Annotated in this window: 20 protein-coding genes; 6 read left to right on the top strand and 14 right to left on the bottom strand. The window is 39.2% G+C overall.

Translation table 11 applies throughout. The annotated features are described in order from the left end of the window. The first annotated feature begins 89 nt into the window (after positions 1–89). Both B4U37_RS08350 and B4U37_RS08345 read left to right on the top strand, forming a co-directional pair. Positions 90–371, top strand: coding sequence for a hypothetical protein (locus B4U37_RS08350; RefSeq protein WP_088017851.1), 282 nt, complete (start codon positions 90–92; stop codon positions 369–371). Between the two features lie 150 nt (positions 372–521). Further along, complete coding sequence (locus B4U37_RS08345) at positions 522–977, top strand: VOC family protein (protein ID WP_088017850.1); 456 nt, start codon at positions 522–524, stop codon at positions 975–977. A 51-nt stretch (positions 978–1,028) separates the two neighbouring features. Here B4U37_RS08345 and B4U37_RS21940 read toward each other — a convergent pair whose 3' ends face one another. The 7 genes from B4U37_RS21940 to B4U37_RS08305 form a co-directional block, all read right to left on the bottom strand. Beyond that, positions 1,029–1,313, bottom strand: coding sequence for a hypothetical protein (locus tag B4U37_RS21940; RefSeq protein WP_157663749.1), 285 nt, complete (start codon positions 1,311–1,313; stop codon positions 1,029–1,031). Between the two features lie 218 nt (positions 1,314–1,531). After that, on the bottom strand, positions 1,532–2,521 hold the full coding sequence (locus tag B4U37_RS08335) for an acyltransferase family protein (protein WP_088017848.1): 990 nt from the start codon (positions 2,519–2,521) through the stop codon (positions 1,532–1,534). Positions 2,522–2,695: 174 nt separating this feature from the next. Then, positions 2,696–2,962, bottom strand: a complete 267-nt coding sequence (locus tag B4U37_RS08325; RefSeq protein WP_088017846.1) for an HPr family phosphocarrier protein — start codon at positions 2,960–2,962, stop codon at positions 2,696–2,698. A 99-nt stretch (positions 2,963–3,061) separates the two neighbouring features. Beyond that, positions 3,062–4,594, bottom strand: a complete 1,533-nt coding sequence (locus B4U37_RS08320; protein ID WP_088017845.1) for an AbgT family transporter — start codon at positions 4,592–4,594, stop codon at positions 3,062–3,064. Positions 4,595–4,748: 154 nt separating this feature from the next. Beyond that, on the bottom strand, positions 4,749–6,059 hold the full coding sequence (locus B4U37_RS08315) for a helix-turn-helix domain-containing protein (protein WP_088017844.1): 1,311 nt from the start codon (positions 6,057–6,059) through the stop codon (positions 4,749–4,751). A 43-nt stretch (positions 6,060–6,102) separates the two neighbouring features. Beyond that, entirely contained in the window at positions 6,103–7,407 is a 1,305-nt protein-coding gene (locus tag B4U37_RS08310) for an amidohydrolase (RefSeq protein ID WP_088017843.1), read from the bottom strand. A 15-nt stretch (positions 7,408–7,422) separates the two neighbouring features. After that, entirely contained in the window at positions 7,423–8,625 is a 1,203-nt protein-coding gene (locus tag B4U37_RS08305; RefSeq protein WP_088017842.1) for a M20 metallopeptidase family protein, read from the bottom strand. Positions 8,626–8,829: 204 nt separating this feature from the next. Between B4U37_RS08305 and B4U37_RS08300 the strand changes: the two genes are divergently transcribed. Beyond that, on the top strand, positions 8,830–9,075 hold the full coding sequence (locus B4U37_RS08300) for a hypothetical protein (RefSeq protein WP_088017841.1): 246 nt from the start codon (positions 8,830–8,832) through the stop codon (positions 9,073–9,075). 12 nt (positions 9,076–9,087) lie between these two features. Beyond that, a complete protein-coding gene (locus B4U37_RS08295) occupies positions 9,088–9,330 on the top strand; it encodes a hypothetical protein (protein WP_088017840.1) in 243 nt (80 codons plus the stop codon). Here B4U37_RS08295 and B4U37_RS08290 read toward each other — a convergent pair. The 6 genes from B4U37_RS08290 to B4U37_RS08265 form a co-directional block, all read right to left on the bottom strand. Further along, positions 9,327–9,626, bottom strand: a complete 300-nt coding sequence (locus B4U37_RS08290; protein WP_088017839.1) for a hypothetical protein — start codon at positions 9,624–9,626, stop codon at positions 9,327–9,329. The genes B4U37_RS08295 and B4U37_RS08290 overlap by 4 nt on opposite strands. Beyond that, complete coding sequence (gene gerPC, locus B4U37_RS08285; RefSeq protein ID WP_088017838.1) at positions 9,623–10,033, bottom strand: spore germination protein GerPC; 411 nt, start codon at positions 10,031–10,033, stop codon at positions 9,623–9,625. The genes B4U37_RS08290 and gerPC overlap by 4 nt, the downstream gene beginning before the upstream one ends. Positions 10,034–10,049: 16 nt before the next feature. Next, on the bottom strand, positions 10,050–10,256 hold the full coding sequence (locus B4U37_RS08280) for a hypothetical protein (RefSeq protein ID WP_088017837.1): 207 nt from the start codon (positions 10,254–10,256) through the stop codon (positions 10,050–10,052). Positions 10,257–10,281: 25 nt separating this feature from the next. Beyond that, entirely contained in the window at positions 10,282–10,710 is a 429-nt protein-coding gene (locus B4U37_RS08275) for an Hsp20/alpha crystallin family protein (protein ID WP_088017836.1), read from the bottom strand. A 124-nt stretch (positions 10,711–10,834) separates the two neighbouring features. Continuing rightward, positions 10,835–11,281, bottom strand: a complete 447-nt coding sequence (locus B4U37_RS08270; protein WP_088017835.1) for a TlpA disulfide reductase family protein — start codon at positions 11,279–11,281, stop codon at positions 10,835–10,837. A 578-nt stretch (positions 11,282–11,859) separates the two neighbouring features. Next, complete coding sequence (locus tag B4U37_RS08265) at positions 11,860–13,188, bottom strand: MFS transporter (RefSeq protein ID WP_088017834.1); 1,329 nt, start codon at positions 13,186–13,188, stop codon at positions 11,860–11,862. Between the two features lie 222 nt (positions 13,189–13,410). Between B4U37_RS08265 and B4U37_RS08260 the strand changes: the two genes are divergently transcribed. Beyond that, the gene (locus B4U37_RS08260; RefSeq protein ID WP_088017833.1) at positions 13,411–13,833 is read left to right on the top strand and encodes a hypothetical protein; all 423 of its coding nucleotides are present in this window, start codon (positions 13,411–13,413) and stop codon (positions 13,831–13,833) included. A gap of 45 nt (positions 13,834–13,878) precedes the next feature. On the opposite strand, the gene B4U37_RS08255 is transcribed toward B4U37_RS08260, so the two are convergent. After that, positions 13,879–15,138 (bottom strand): ATP-binding protein, encoded by a 1,260-nt coding sequence (locus B4U37_RS08255; RefSeq protein ID WP_088017832.1) that lies wholly within the window; start codon positions 15,136–15,138, stop codon positions 13,879–13,881. Positions 15,139–15,420: 282 nt separating this feature from the next. On the opposite strand from B4U37_RS08255, the gene B4U37_RS08250 reads away from it, so the two are divergent. Further along, positions 15,421–15,966 carry a PadR family transcriptional regulator gene (locus B4U37_RS08250; protein ID WP_088017831.1) on the top strand — a complete coding sequence of 182 codons (546 nt, stop codon included), beginning with the start codon at positions 15,421–15,423 and terminating at the stop codon, positions 15,964–15,966. The last annotated feature ends 18 nt before the right edge of the window (positions 15,967–15,984 follow it).

Raw genomic sequence — 15,984 nt, 5'->3', positions numbered from 1 at the left:
CTCCTCTCCGTTATCTGAATCTTTTCTCATTTTTATGATATACTATACATAAAGAAACAAAAACCATCATAACGGAGGTTATGCAAGACATGGAATATCTTTTTCCAATGATTGCGCTATTCTTGTTAGGTATGCTTGTTTTTTCAGGTGGAGGTTTAATGGCCTATCTGAACAAAAAAGTTCATTTTGTCAGTGTGATTCTTACAATGGTCAGTTTTGGAATCCTTTATAGTCTAATTGCAAGAATCACTGACCTATTGCCCGCTATCATTACGATGTCCACCGTTCTCTCACTGTTAGGGATCTGGGTTGTGAACAACTATCGTGGTGTCAAAATGGCTCCAAAAGATTTAAATAAACAAACTCCATAATATAATGTGATAAAGACGCATAACCGTATTTGGTTGTGTGTTTTTTTTCGGTCTAAAGTAGTATGGAATCTTCGCACTTATTCCTGAGGTCAGGTTTAGGAACTCCTATTATAATAAAAGTAGTTAAAAAACATTAGGAGGTAACTTTCCATGAAAAATGCTGAATTATATGAGACTCATGTGAAAACGATAAGTTTGGAGTCGGCGGTAGCTTTCTATAGAAGCCTGGGATTGGAGCTTGCTTACTTTTTAGAAGAGCGGCGAGTGGCATTTTTCTTTTTAGGTGATTCAGGAAAGAAACAACAGATGCTAGGAATTTGGGAAGTAAATGAGCATGAGTTTGTTCGCTCCCATTTTGCATTTAAGGTTTCGCTCGAACAGTTGCGGAGCGTCCCAACATTTTTAGCTACAAAAGGTATTGAGCTTTCCTCAAGCTTTGGATTGAACGCAAGCGAACCCGTTGTCCACGCATGGATGCCCGCAGCCTGCTATTATTTTGCAGATCCGGACGGCAATAGCTTGGAGTATCTTGCTCTACTTGACCAGGAAGCCAAACCTGAATTAGGTGTCTTACATTTGAGCGAGTGGGAAAAGACTTTTCAGTAATAAGGATTTATTGCTACTGGGCAGCTCAGGATACTGAGGTTATTTTGCTTGTTATTTTTTGAGCTGTCCATAGCAAATGTCCGAAGATTTTTGAAAGTTGACCGAAGTTTTCGCAGAGTTGACCAAAGTTTTCGAAAAGTTGACCGAAGTTTTCCAATAATTGACCGAACCAAAAATTGAAATGACCGAACGCCCGGTGAAAGTTGACCAAACATCACAGTGAATTGACCGAACTTCCAGTTTTTCAAGGTTCAAATGTCCGAAGCAAGGAGAATTTTGACCGAACCATTTTACTACACTTAAAAAGTGGCTGTATTCATTAAGTTCTTTCTTCATACCGGCGATGAGGACCTCTCTCTTCCTTTTTCCTCGTCACTCATGCCTTCATCACACTATGAGGACCTCCCTACTCCTTTTTCCTCGTCACTCAGGTCTTCATCACAACCATGAACAACAAGCATGAGACTATTCTACAATTCGCTTATTTTACAATTTTCCCCAGAAAACCAAAAACCGCCCCGACAACCATAAAGGTTACCGGGGCGGCTCACTTATCAACCATTCTTCAACGACAAGCTTTCCTTCAAATACCCAAAAGGTGTCTGAATAGCTTTTACCACGTATTTATTTCCTGTTACCACCGTTACCAGAATACTCAATAAAAGAAGCAACATATATCCTGCTGGCGAGTTGACAGCTTGGCCAAAGCTCGTTTCAAAGAACCACTTAATGATAAAGCCGTGTAGGATATACACATAAAACGATCTTCTTCCAATACCAGTAAAGATATACTTATCTTTTGGCACAAGTGCGAAAAACGCTATGGTTACAAGCATGCTGCCTGCATATATGCCAATTCGCATCAACATATCGATCACAGAAGAGAAGGTGTACGTCCCATAAAGGATACTTGCTCCATCAATTCCACCTAACAAAAAGTAAATTCCAGCAAACAGCATGACAAGAAATGCAGAAGCATGTACTCGATACGCACCGTTTTTCAACTTCTCAAATAGGTCTGTTTTGGTTAAATAATACCCTATCAAAAAGAATGGGAAGAAATAAAACGTTCGATCCAAGCTTAAGAATCTTTCTGGGATATCCACATATCCAATTACGACACCTAAAAGTATTGCCAACAGAATACTGTATCTTGCCTGTAATTTTCCAAACAATGGCAACATCAGTTTCCAGGCAATCATACTCAATAAGAACCACATCGCCCATCTTGGGGTGAAGTATTCCAAGGTCATAGATGGATCTGCATAAAGCTGACTGTAAAACAGCGTATAGATTGTCTGTAAAATTAAATATGGCACTAATAATCTCGTAATAATTTTTACATAATAGCCTTTTTTATGAAAGTTGGTACTGAAATGCCCTGCTAAAAGAATAAATGCTGGCATATGAAAAATAAAGATAAAATGGTAGATGGACACAAGCCATTCATCATTTGCACGATATGGAGAAATGATATGCCCAAATACAACAAGAAAAATTAAGATAAACTTCGCATTATCAAAGAAGGAATCGCGAGCTTTCATGGTGTTCTCCTCCATTTCCAGTTATACGAAGGTATTTACCCACATTTATGCCATACATAAACATGGACATATATTCATTCGAAGAGTATAACATGAACTTGTCCGTTGGAGGAATGTAAAAATTTCCTTTCAAAATGAAAAAAACAGATGGACTCATGCATCCACCTGCTATCTTCAGTACAACACTTCTTCCCCTTTTAAAAACCTGGTCAACCATTCTACTGCTTCCTTTTCATCAGAACCTTCTGCTTTCACTGTCACGACACTGCCATTAGAAATTCCAAGCGACAATAAACCAAGGTAACTCTTTGCATCAATTATCTTATTGTGCCTTACTACATGTATGTCTGAAACAAAACTACTTGCTTTTTCAACAAAGTAGTGAGCTGGCTTGGAATGAAGTCCGTATTCGAGTGCGACCGTTATTTGCTTCGATACCATATAAAAATCCCCCACATAACCAAATTTATATATGGTATGTGAGGGTAAATGACTTCATGAATAATTTTCGTAAAATAGTACTTTTGCCTACTCCTAAACTTATTTAATCATCATTTCTACACCTGGCCCAATTGGGATGCCACCTAGTGCAAAAATAACCAATAATATGATCCAGACACCTAAGAAAATAAGACTGTATGGCAACATTAAAGCAATTAAAGTCCCCAGTCCTGCTTTTTTATCATAATCTTTCATAAACGCCAAGACGACGATAATATAAGGATTCAATGGTGTAATAATATTTGTGGAGGAATCCGCGATACGAAATGCCGCCTGAATGAACGCAGGGTGATAATCCAGCATCCAAAACATAGGGATAAATATTGGTGCCATCAGAGCCCATTGTGCAGATCCACTGAAAATGATCAAGTTCAATACGGCTGCAAGTAGAACAAAACCAATAATTCCTGGAATTCCTGTCAGGTTCATGCTTTCTAAGAACCCCGCTCCATTAACAGCAATCCATATTCCAAGATTCGACCAATTAAAGTATGCGATGAACTGTGCTGCTGCAAAAATAAGGACAATATATCCTGCCATATCTTTCATGGATTCTGTCATCAATTTTGGCACATCTGCCGTGTTTTTAATTTTCCCTACTGTCACCCCATAAGCAACACCTACTACGATGAAAAAGAATAGGGTGATGGGTACGATGGCAGTAAGGAATAGGGAAGGAACAAGTCCACCGTCTTCATTTCTCAAAATGGAATCCGGCCAAAATACTCCAACTGCCAACAAGATCAAATAAGCAAGTCCAGCCAGTACAGCATTTCTTAATCCTTTGCTTTCAAGAGGATTTGGCTCTTCTAGTTCCTTATCTACTTTTCCTTTATATGTTCCAAGTCGCGGTTCGATAATTTTTTCCGTAATTAAGGCCCCCACCACCGCAAGAATGAATACAGAGACCACCATAAAATAATAATTGTCTACAGGTGTGACGATTAACGACTCGTCAAAAGGTTTTATGGCTTCTGTCGCAATACCAGACAATAATGCATCTGTTCCAGCAACTATGACATTTGCTGTAAACCCGGCACCAACACCCGCGAAACCTGCTGCAAGCCCAGCAAGAGGGTGCCTGCCAACTGTATAAAAAATCATGGCAGCAAGGGGCGGTACTATAACAAACGCTGCATCCGATGCAAGGTTTCCTAGAATTCCGGTACCAACGACCGCATAGGTGATCAAAGCTTTTGGTGCATTTAATATAGTCTTCTTGATCCCTGCTTCAATCAATCCCACTTTATCAGCAAGCCCTATTCCAAGCATCATTGCCAGCACTAGACCTAAAGGTGCAAAACCAGTGAAGTTGGTAAGCATCGAGGTAAGAATGAATTCAATTCCTTCTCCTGACAATAAGCTCTTAATAGCCAGTTCTTCCCCCGTTCCGGGATGTTCAACCGTTACTCCAAACTGATTAACTGCAAAGGAAATTCCAATAATAAAAAGAGATAAATAGACAAATAGCATAAAAGGATCTGGAAGCTTATTCCCTAACCGTTCTACGCCTCCTAAGAATCTATCAAGCATGGAGGTAGATTTTTCTTGCTGTGTTTGTAATTGACTCATTTTCCTCACTCCTTTTAGGTATAGTTCCTTTTTTGTTCCGAAAATAACTGATAAATTCCAATCGCAACATTCGTTCCATTTATAATATAATAAATTTTCAGTTATTTCATCCGTTTTTGAGAAATGGGAAATCTAACTGCGATTTCCCCTTCACTCACAAAAAAGATAGTTTGTATATTTTTCTCGGTCTGCCACGATGTCCAGATTGTTCTTCCCCAGAGACTTTTATAAGGCCCGACCGTTCCATTTCAGTAAGTATTCTCCTTGCATTTCTTTCCGTACTTTTCAGCCAACTTGCCAGGTCTTGTGATGTGACGACATCTTTTTGATAGTAATGTGCCAATGACTTTATTCTAGAAACAATCGTCGGACTAATAGTAAGATCTTTGAGCTTTTCTTCCCACTCTTCCCCAAGTGAGCGTGATTGAAAAGAAAGCCTGTCGGACGAACCAAAGAATTCAGTGACTTCTCGGTCTTCGTTAACACAAACTAGTGTAGAGGAATCCTGTTCTCGTGCATGGTGAAACGCCTGCCTTACATTTTCTTCTGCTGCTAGTACCGTCTCACCAAATCCCAGTCCTAACCTTACTTTCAGTCCACTTTGCACTTTGATATCCTCTACCAATTGAAGTAGTGACTCTCCTTCAATATGCCACTCAAGCTCCCCTCTTGTTGTGAAGAGAAAGAAAAGTCCGTCACCAAATTGTACAAAAGAACCATTTACCTCTTCTGCAAATCGGAGCATTAATCTTTTTAACTCAAGCTCCTTAATTTTCATTTTATGAGAGTAGTGCATTTCTTCAAGCGAAGCTTTTGTATGAATGACTTCAATTCCTAGAATGGCAATCTGGGATTTTCTATATCGCAATGAATGTGCCCGTTCAATCAATATTTCCAGGCTAGACAATATGGCAAGGTCGGACGGTATTACCCGAAAGCAAGGGATGTTTAGTTTCCTCAGTTTTCTATAGACGGCCTGTATACAAGTAAAGGCAACTTCGATTTCTTTCTTTTCATATAATTCTTGATGAAAAGAAACTAAGTCTTCTACCGCTACAATTCCTTCATAGGAATAGGAATGGAAGTTTATTGCTTGAAGAGAGAAAAAGTTTTTGTTCATCTCAATTCTGTCTTGCCTGATTGTATCAAGGCTAACTGTTTTGAGGATCTTTCCTTCCTTCACTTGAGCTTCTAAAAGGGTCCCAAGAAAACTAGAGCCATAAAGTTCAGCGAATCCACCCTCATTCTTTTTCAACAAATCCCGAGACATTGCATATGTGAAGGGAACTTGACCAGAAAACATCCATTGATCGACTGATCCCTTGTTATTATTGATGATTAAATCGATTTCTTCTAGTGCTGTATATGGAAAAGAAAACAATTCAACATTCTTAAATTCTTTTCCGACTAACATGATTCTCTCGGTGGAATCACTTGGACCGATTATACCTATTTTAACTTTCACTTCTTCACCTCATAATAAAGCAGATATACCACACTTTTCTATTCTAGGATAAAGATAGAATAGAGGAGATGTATACGTCAAGTGCCACGTCAAGAACCTTTTCATCATAATCAAATAGTGGATGATGATGGCCAGCCGCAAGTGGTGTACCGAAGATAAAATAAGTGGCTTTCCCTCCCCGGTCTCTTACATGATTGAGCATATACGCTGCATCCTCTGATGCCTTAAGTGGTAACGTTTCTGTTACCTTCTTCACCCGCTTGCTGCTCTTTGTTGCATCATCCAAGAACTCTTTCCATCCTTGCTCTGAGGAAGCTTCTATTCCTTTACCTACTAACTGGATGTCACAATCTACACCATAGATTGCAGCGGAATGTTGAATGATCTTAGTAGCTTCGTCCTCCATATATTGATTGAGGATGCTTGTTTCCCCGCGCGTTTCCAATGACATTGCCGCATGATCCGGAATGACATTTCTACCGCTACCTGCTTGAAGTGTGCCGACGTTTATTCTCGTTTCTCCTCCTGAGTGCCTTGGGATAGCATGAAGGTGTATGGATGCTGAGGCTGCAGCAAGCAAGGCATTTCTACCTTCTTGGGGTTCCACACCTGCGTGTGCAGACTTCCCGTTGAATAAAACATCAAGTTTAGATGTAGCTAGAAATCCATGTGCAGAAGCAACTACCTCACCAATCTGCATCGGAGCGATCCCGATGTGCCCACTTAAGAATACATCCACATCATCCAACCAACCTTTTGAGACCATTGATTTTGCCCCTCTGCTTCCCTCTTCTGCAGGTTGAAAGAGGAGAGTAAAGGTTCCTGATAACTTTTCTTGATAGGTTGAAAGAAAAGTGGCTAAACCGAGTCCTATTGCCGCATGTCCATCATGACCGCATGCGTGCATCACATTTGGCCATTGTGATGAAAATCCATGTATAGTCGGGAAATGATCTTTAGATGACCATTTATTCTCCAATATCGGAAGTGCATCAATATCAAAACGAAGTGCTATATGCTTCCCAGGCCTCCCAGTATCAAGTCTGGCAACTACACCAGTATGACCACCCTTCATTTTTGACATCCATTCTGCAGGTACACCGTTTTGGAGAGCTTTATTTTCAGCGTTACGAAGAACATCATGATTCGGAACGCCCATTCTCTCTTCGGACACTAAGGCATCCTTACCTAAGGATAGAGGATAGCCAAGCTTATCAAGCTCCTTCGCAATGAGGTAGGTTGTCTCATATTCGGTCCAACCCAGTTCGGGAAACTTGTGTAAATGTCTGCGCCAAGAGATCAAAGAATCCGATATGGAAGAAACAAAATCTGAAACGTCTATCGCCATATTAATATCCGCCTCCTAGTTTTTATGTTGGAGTTTTTCCAGTGCGTTTAATGTGACCTCAACGAGCATGTTCACACCTATTGGCAGGGCTTTTTCATTGAATTCAAATTTAGGGTCATGGAGAGGTTTTTGAACTTCTCTACCTTCAACGGCTGAACCCAGCCAGAAGAAGGCTCCTGGATACCTGTTAAGAAATCTGGAAAAGTCTTCTCCTCCAAGTGACGGATCGACAGTTGGGGTTGCATCTTCAGATCCCAGTAATTTGTTGGCCGTTTCTTTTACGACCTCTGCCCATTCAGGCATATTAATGGTTGCTTCATATCCATCAATATATTCAATATCTGCAGTTGCACCCATTGCTTTTGCAGTAAGTTCCACTACTTCAAAGAATCTTTCTTTTACTCTGGCTTTTGTTTCTTCTTTGTAGGTGCGAATGGAACCTTCCAGCGTTACGGTATCAGCTATCACATTATACCTGTATCCGCCTTCTATTCTTCCGACCGTTACAACGGCTGCATCAATAGGGTTCACATTCCTGCTCACGATGGTTTGTAGTATGGTCACCATATGGTTAGCTGCAATTATGGCGTCATTTGTTTGATGCGGCATGCTGGCATGACCACCGGAACCATTTATCACCACTTTAAATCGATCTGTTGCCCCCATCATTTCTTTAGACCGAATACCAATCTGGCCTACAGGTAGATCGGGCCAAACATGTTGTCCAAAAATAACATCCGGGACATATTCATCAAACACTCCGTCATCCATCATCGGTTTCGCACCACCATTTGGTGAAGCTTCTTCTGCAGGTTGAAAGACCAAAAGCACCGTTCCAGCCAGGTCATGTTTATATTGATTTAATAAAATCCCTGCGCCTAAAAGCATCGTCGTGTGGGCATCATGTCCACAGGCATGCATGCTTCCTGGTTTAAGAGAAGCAAATGGCAGGTCCGTTTTCTCCGTAATAGGCAAAGCATCAATATCCGCCCTTAATGCAACTGTAGGACCCGGTTTTGCACCTTTAATTATTCCAAGAACACCTGTCTTGGCAAAACCTGTTTGAAAAGGGATGTCATGTTTACTAAGTTGCGCTTGTATTTTTTTAGAGGTTTCATATTCTTCGCCGCTGATTTCAGGAAACTGATGTACATCTCTTCTGAACTCAATTAGCTGTTTAAACAAGAGTTCATCCATTGCTGGTATCGTTAAATCCATCTATGTAACACGTCCTTTCAAGTTGTATTATCCAATAAAGGAAATATTCCTTAATTATGCCGTAATTACATAGTATCATACTGTTTTTTATTTTCAACAAACATTTTTTATTTTCTGTTAATTTATCACTTTCTTCACGTTATGCGTTTTAAAGGAATACCTTACATTAAAGAAGTCCGAAATGCCACGATTGGAGGGTTCAAATTGCCAGTTTCCATCATCTTTAATCAAATAAATGTCAACAGCATCAGCCAGAGTTCTGCCGTTTCCACAGGTCAGAACAACCAACCGGATTGGAGCACTCAGGGGAAAATCAACATGGGGAATGGAATTGAAATAGGAGCAGTAGCAGTTACGAATGTTTGTAACGTAGTATTTGATGCAGACGGTGTTGATACTTCCATTGCGAATCCAGAAATCAACAACCCGCAACCGACGGCACAATTTTAAGGGGGCGTTATTTTGACAAGAAATCATTCGTCGCAAATTCACATACTGCTTGATAAAATTGAAGTCATGTCCATTATGAATTGTTCCGGGATATTTACAGGAGAAAACATGCAGGCCAATTGGAGCACCTACCAAAAAACAAATATGGGGTTTGGTGTGGTAGCGGGAGAATTTAATGATTCTGATTCCAATCTAAATATCGTCCACGATCCTGATGTGGTGGATATGCCGGTACAGAATAAATCTAGCAATTAATCGGTTTTCTCTTCGGCATGCATGCCCTCCTTTTCTTTTATTACATTTTGCAGCCATTGTGGCAATTCTTGATCTTCTGTTTGCTCAAACATATCAATAAAGGAAGAGTCACTAACCTGGCTTTTCGTTCCATGAATATCATTTTCATCGCCACTTATGTTTCCCACCCCTTGGTTATGCTTTTTATGACTTTGAAACTGGGAAGGGTAATTGTTCCCCATGTTGATACAAGAAGCACTTTCCACTACTCCGATCCGGATGCTTCCTATGAAGAAATTAGGCGAATAATCGCTCATCCACTCTCCTCCTTCCCATTGATTTTTACGGATAATCCGTTTTTTCTATTTGTCACACTTATGTGCTGGCTTTCCTCGCTTTTATTTTTTTGTTTTTTTAAAGGACGATAGGATCGGCTATTTTTTTCGTTAGTTTCTTTATTTTTTTGAGGTTCCTTTATGGGAGTTTGCTGTTTAGCGTCAAAATTGTTCCCTATATTTAACGTACCGCTAAGTTGTTCGATACCGATACTATCGAGATGATAATTTAGTTTATCAATTTGAGCATTTTGTATTTCTAATGTTTTGATATGATAGTGGACAACCTGCTGTTTTGTATCATTCATCTTATTAAATTGTGTGGTAAGTTGCTCAATTTTTGCTTCTAAATCTTGAATCCTTCTTTCCATTTCATCATTGTTAGACATAAATAATCACAACCATTTAGGATGAAGTTTGTTCGTTGCCGCCACTTTGGCTTTTTACTGTATTACTTGATTGTCGGATAGAGTTCCTTTCACCTGAAAGTATTCCAAAACCTTGATTTTCCTTTTGTGTTGACTTCGTATTCCAACTTACATTTTTCCCTTTATTTAAAGAGGATGAGTTCATCAGAATGTCCACTTTAAAATCCTTCACCTCAAACTTCAAGCTGCCCCCTCCTTACAAAATATAATTATTCTATAAAATCTATCTCAACTGATACATCTTGTGCATTTTTTTGAAATATGAGCGTTAGTAAACCTTGTTTGTATTGTGCGGTCAATTTCTCTGGTACAAACGAAAAAGGGATTTGAACAACACGCTGAAAGTCACCGAAAAATCTTTCTCCCTGTAGTAAGTTTTCTCTTGGAATGGGGTAGGGGTATGGAATGCTGCCTTTAATGAATAATTGATTGTTTCTGACGGAGATTTGGATGTCTTCAGCAGATTTCAATCCGGGAAGTTCCATTATTATTAGTCCTTTGTCTTCGGTTTCCATGATGTCGATAAGAGGGATACGTTTTGGCATGACAGGAAGCATATCTTTCCAAAACTTATCTCCCAATACTTCGTCAATTTTATCGTTCATTGTTTCCCATGGGTTTGTATGCTTTTTTTTCATCAGCCTCCTCCCCAGTTAATTTCTCGATAAAACTCTATAGCTATGTATATGTGGGAAGTTCATGCTTTTATTCAGACAAAAAAAGAGAAACCGTATTTATGGTTTCTCTTGGACTGTTGATCTTTTATTTTTCTTCTATGCCTAAAACGCGGTTGATGCGTTTTTTTAGCATTTTCATTCCGCTTCCGCCTGCTTGGAAATGGCGGAGTTTTCCTTCTTCGTCAAATACATAGTAAGCTGGTACGTATTTGTTTTCGAATGCTTCTGTTAGTTTATGTTCACTATCTACAAAAATTGGTTGTGTGATGTCGTGGCCCATTGCCATGGAACGAATTACGCCGATATCAAGGTCATCTTCTGAACGTGGCATGTGTACTGCGATTACATTCAAGTCGTCGTCATATTCGTCACGCAGTTCATTGATTTCAGGCATTGCTTCCTTACAAAGGTGGCAGCTTACTGACCAGAAGTGGATAAGGGTCGCTTTCCCCTTTAGCTCGTCCATTGTAATTTCTTCATTGATCCATTCTGTTGCGCCTGTTAGTTCAGGCATTTGTTCTCTTAATTTCATTCTACTCTCTCCCTTTTTTATTATATGAGTTATCTTTTTATAATAATTATTATTTAATACATTTTATATTATATTCATATCATTATTTGCTGTCAACCAGATTATATTTATTATAAATAGATAATTAAAATAGAATACTAAAAGAACCAAGCAAAACTGCCCGGACCTTTTAAAATAATTGGTTAAGCTCCGTTGTTGATTTCCGCAAATGGCTTCGCTTTCCTAGGGGCGCTGCTGGAGCCTCCTCGGCTCCGCCTGCGGGGTCTCCACCTAGCACTATCTCCCTCAGGAGTCTTCGCCTTTTGCTCCAATCAACAGCTCTAGATCACTAGAACGAAACGTTATTACTTATACAGTTAACTCAGGGAAATACCATACCTCTTAGGAAATCCTAAAAGTTAATGAAGTTATCTTGTTGATTGCAGTGGAAGGCGCGAAGACGCCCGCGGGAGGAAGGGACAGGTGAGACCCCGCAACGAAGTGAGGAGGCTCACGGACCGCCCGCAGGCAAGCGAAGCGCCTGGAACGGAAATCAACCGGATTTTATACTCTCTTATTTATAAAAAAAAGAAGCTTACTTACGCTTCTTTTTTGTATGGTACTCTCAGGGTGATGATTAGGCCGATGAAGGCCAGAATGATTAGGGAGCCAAGTGCTGTCCGGCTTGCGAGGTTTCCGTAGCCTGCAAGTACTAAGGTGATGGTTCCGTATAACAGCGGTCCGACAATGGAGGAAACTTTACCGGAAAAGGCAAAGAGTCCGAAGAACTGCCCTCTTTTCCCTTCTGGTGTCAGCTCTATGATAAACGTTCTGGACGTTACCCATGTTGCACCAAGAGCGACTCCAAATAAACTTCCTGCAAGCCAAAGCATCCAAGGATCGATGGCAAAGACAGCAAAACATAATGCCACTATCAAGAGCCCAGCTACGGATGCTACCGCAAGTTTTGATCCGATACTTCTTGAGATATAACCATAGATAAATGACCCGATAATACTCGAAACAGTAGAAACTAAATAAAGCAATATAAATTCAGTTGCTGAAAAGCCTCCGATTGCCCTTGCATAGATAGCCATCATCGCAATCGCCGTAGCAATAGCGTCATTGATAAAGAAATACGCAATCATAAAGAGAAAAACAGGTCGATACAAACGCATCTCTTTAAACGTCTGATAGATCTCTTTATAGCCACTGAAAAATGATTTTTTCTCTTGAACTTCCTTAGGCTTTTCCTTAAAAATGAAGAACAAAGGCAAAGAAAATAAAAGAAATAGTACTCCGGTCGGGATAAAAGCCCGATGAAAATCACTATCCCCCACATATAGGTATACCGTGAGCCCGAGCAATGTCCCCATATACCCTACTGCGATACCAAACCCTGATATTAACGGCAATTCCTTTTTAGTCCCCAGGTCTGGAAGCATCGTGTCATAAAAGATGAGGGAGGAATGAAAGAAGAACTTTGCTACCACAAACAATAGGAGCACTAATATGAAACTAACCGGTAATCCAAACATTGTTTGGGAAGTTTGAAGAGATGCAAAAACACCCATGAAGATAGTGGAAAAAACGGCTATTAAGGTAAAAGGAATGATGAATTTTTTCCTTTTTCCTGTCCGGTCAATCATTACCCCGAATAAAGGAGAAAACAAAACCAGAAAAAAACTGGCCGTTGCGTTTGCATATGATAGAAATGTACTTGCAATTTGATCCATTCTTTCATTTGTCCCTATCACTTCCTGTAAATAAAAAGGGAAAAATATCGTAATGATATTGGATGAAAAAATAGTATTGGCAAAATCATAAAGAGCCCAAGAAATAATAGGCAGGGAAAAATATAAGGCCCATGGAGATTTTGGTTTTTCTTGATTGCTTCCGTTTTGTACTTTCGGTTCCAAATTTGCCATTAAAACTTCCTCCATCAATTAATGTGATAAGAAGACTATTCTCTAATAACCCCCCCACTCCTCCTTTCTACATGATTTTTTACGTAATATTTACACGCTGTCTATCTTTTCCCATTATATGCTGTTCATTTCTGCTAAAAACGCTAACTTGCATGAAATCTTTCTTCCTACTTCATACTATCAATAATCGACATGTGAAAGATATGAAGGAGGGTGTCATGCATGCATCAAAAACTGTTAATTATTCCATTAGTATTTGTTCTTTCCTGTGGGTGTGCCAATCAAAGGGATGAAGAAAGTGCAAAGGGACCAACGATAACAGAAGAAAGAAAACAACCTGGATTGATGTCCAATGATGAACTGATAAGAGATTCACGGAATGAAGCATTGATAAACGTAGACAACACAAATGGCGATAATGATCAAGGGAAAATCTCTAGACAAGAAGCGAGATCAAGTCTAATGAAGTATTTGGAGCTTACCAGGCATGATAGTACAGATGTTGCTTACGAGGGCATTGATGGGGAATTTTACTTATTTCATGTATCTGATCTTGTACATTTTAATAATCAACCGGAAAAATTATCACGCGGATGGTACAAGGTAAATCGAAATACTGGTGAAGTTTCTTTATGGAAAAAATAGAAAAGAGGCTGGCGTTGATTTTCAACATCAGCCTCTTTTGTTTACTTAGTTTTTGATAACAATAGGTAATTTAACTGTGACAGATGTGCCGTTATGAACCTTGCTTTCATAATGGATTTTACCTTTCATTTCATGGATCAACCTGTTTGTTATCATGCTTCCTAATCCTGTACCTTTTGTTTTTGTCGTATAATAAGGTAACCCGAGTTTCTCTAATTGCTCCTCGCTCATTCCTATTCCATTATCCACAAAGATGATTTCAACCTGCCCTCTTTCATCTGCAGGCTTTTTCACGATTTTCACATATCCACCTTGCTCTTCATCCACTGCCTCAATTCCATTTTTAATGATGTTCATTAATACCTGCTTTAAATGTTGTTCATCACTGTAGATATAATGCTCCCCCTCTAAGTTAAGGTCTATGGAAACATTGCGGTATGACCCGAATGGTCTGAGCAACTCTACAGAGTCTTGCAGGGCTTTATTAACATCTATATATGATAAAGTGAAGTTTGTCGGCCGTGCCACAGTCAGATAATTCGTGATAATCTTATTGGTCCGATCCAATTCATCAAGAATGAGTGGAGCAAATTGCTTTAAATTTTCGTCTTTGGTGTCGGAGTTAATAAATTGAATAAAGCCTCTGACAGTTGTAATGGGGTTTCTGATTTCGTGAGCAAATGCTGCTGCCATTTGACTGACTGTTGAAAGTTTATCCAGATACAAAGTTTCATCAAACTGTTGATTAGCAATGATTAATTTTTCTACCGTAAATATCAAAGCCGTAAAAGTTAAGCTGAATGCAAGAAAATAAACAATATAAAAATTAATATCTAAAAAAGATACTGTACTAAACAAAATGAAAATATATACCAAATAATAGAAGGATATGACAATAACTCCATATAACACTTTATTGGCGCTCTTAAGAAAGCCAGAACGGAACAAGACACCTATTCCTAAAGCAAGAATGGAAACCGCAATACCAACGTAAACATACTCTCCACCAATCAAGTATCGCAGCATTACGACTATAACTGTACAAAGCAGGCCAGGATACCAGCCTCCATACAACGTAACAATTATGATTGGTATCATCCTAAAGTCAAAATTAGTATCTTCCAGTGTTTCAATGGGGTAAAGCATACACAACGTTGCAGAAAATGCACTAAACAATCCAAGTATGGTTGACTGTTTAAAATTCAGGGGTTTTCTTTTGCTGAAGGGAAAGAATAAATTCGCATTGAACATCAATGAAAAGATGATGGTTATATTAACAATTAGCGGTTTAATTAGATAAATCATTCAAAACAAATCCTCCAATTAATAACAACATTACTTATATTACCCACCGGACTCAATTTAATGGGTAAAGTGTTAAATTTTATAATTTAGCACCCCATCCATTATAGGCTTCTTGTATGAGTTCGTCTAGAAATACATGACAATTTCCAATAACTTACCTCAATAGTCGGATTTCAATTTGCGTTTGAATATACCGCTAAACCCATTATTAGTATCCGACATCTCATCTTTCCTTTATAATAAAAGACAAACCACTCTTTACATACAAAGGTGTGATCGAATTTGGCAATAAAACTTGTAATACTTGGTCTCCTCATGGAAGGAGACAAGCATCCATACGAAATCCAACAAGTGATGCATGACCGTAACATGGAGCAATATATTAAAATGGCAAAAGGCTCCCTCTACTATGCCGTAGAGCAGCTTCTTAACAAAAAACTTATTAAGGTCAAGCAAGTCGTAACAGACCAGACTCGTCCTGATAAGACCATATATAGCATCACTCCTGATGGAAAAGAAGCTTTTCAACAGTTACTAAAAAAGCAGATACAAGCAGAAAGCACGCACTTTCATCCAATGTACACAGCCCTTGCATTTATACATCTTGGGAATGAAAACCTGATTAGAGAGGCCTTATCTGCGAGAATCTCCCATACAAAAATGCAACTTGAAATGCTGGAAAGAGTATATAATCAATATGGTATCCATGCCCCAAAAGGGTCGCAAGCCATCATGGAAAACGCCCATGAACTCTGCCAAGTAGAATTAAAATGGCTACAAAGACTTCAGGAAGATGCAGAAGAAGGGTTATTTAATCAAGAAGGCTAAGAAAGTGCGGGTCCTCTC

Origin of the sequence: Sutcliffiella horikoshii (assembly GCF_002157855.1) — a bacterium.
Taxonomy (GTDB): Bacteria; Bacillota; Bacilli; order Bacillales; family Bacillaceae_I; genus Sutcliffiella_A; species Sutcliffiella_A horikoshii_C.
Note: the sequence above shows the minus strand (reverse complement) of the source record. Positions and strands in the feature narration are given on the sequence as shown.

Bases quoted from the DNA above. Each gene is read 5' to 3' on its own strand.
- gerPC (WP_088017838.1), bottom strand. From the start codon at position 10,033: ATGTCTAACAATGATGAAATGGAAAGAAGGATTCAAGATTTAGAAGCA.
- B4U37_RS08325 (WP_088017846.1), bottom strand. From the start codon at position 2,962: ATGGTATCGAAGCAAATAACGGTCGCACTCGAATACGGACTTCATTCC.
- B4U37_RS08290 (WP_088017839.1), bottom strand. From the start codon at position 9,626: ATGAGCGATTATTCGCCTAATTTCTTCATAGGAAGCATCCGGATCGGA.
- B4U37_RS08350 (WP_088017851.1), top strand. From the start codon at position 90: ATGGAATATCTTTTTCCAATGATTGCGCTATTCTTGTTAGGTATGCTT.
- B4U37_RS08260 (WP_088017833.1), top strand. From the start codon at position 13,411: ATGCATCAAAAACTGTTAATTATTCCATTAGTATTTGTTCTTTCCTGT.
- B4U37_RS08265 (WP_088017834.1), bottom strand. From the start codon at position 13,188: ATGGCAAATTTGGAACCGAAAGTACAAAACGGAAGCAATCAAGAAAAA.
- B4U37_RS08275 (WP_088017836.1), bottom strand. From the start codon at position 10,710: ATGAAAAAAAAGCATACAAACCCATGGGAAACAATGAACGATAAAATT.
- B4U37_RS21940 (WP_157663749.1), bottom strand. From the start codon at position 1,313: ATGAAGAAAGAACTTAATGAATACAGCCACTTTTTAAGTGTAGTAAAA.
- B4U37_RS08310 (WP_088017843.1), bottom strand. From the start codon at position 7,407: ATGGCGATAGACGTTTCAGATTTTGTTTCTTCCATATCGGATTCTTTG.
- B4U37_RS08305 (WP_088017842.1), bottom strand. From the start codon at position 8,625: ATGGATTTAACGATACCAGCAATGGATGAACTCTTGTTTAAACAGCTA.
- B4U37_RS08345 (WP_088017850.1), top strand. From the start codon at position 522: ATGAAAAATGCTGAATTATATGAGACTCATGTGAAAACGATAAGTTTG.
- B4U37_RS08270 (WP_088017835.1), bottom strand. From the start codon at position 11,281: ATGAAATTAAGAGAACAAATGCCTGAACTAACAGGCGCAACAGAATGG.
- B4U37_RS08320 (WP_088017845.1), bottom strand. From the start codon at position 4,594: ATGAGTCAATTACAAACACAGCAAGAAAAATCTACCTCCATGCTTGAT.
- B4U37_RS08255 (WP_088017832.1), bottom strand. From the start codon at position 15,138: ATGATTTATCTAATTAAACCGCTAATTGTTAATATAACCATCATCTTT.
- B4U37_RS08335 (WP_088017848.1), bottom strand. From the start codon at position 2,521: ATGAAAGCTCGCGATTCCTTCTTTGATAATGCGAAGTTTATCTTAATT.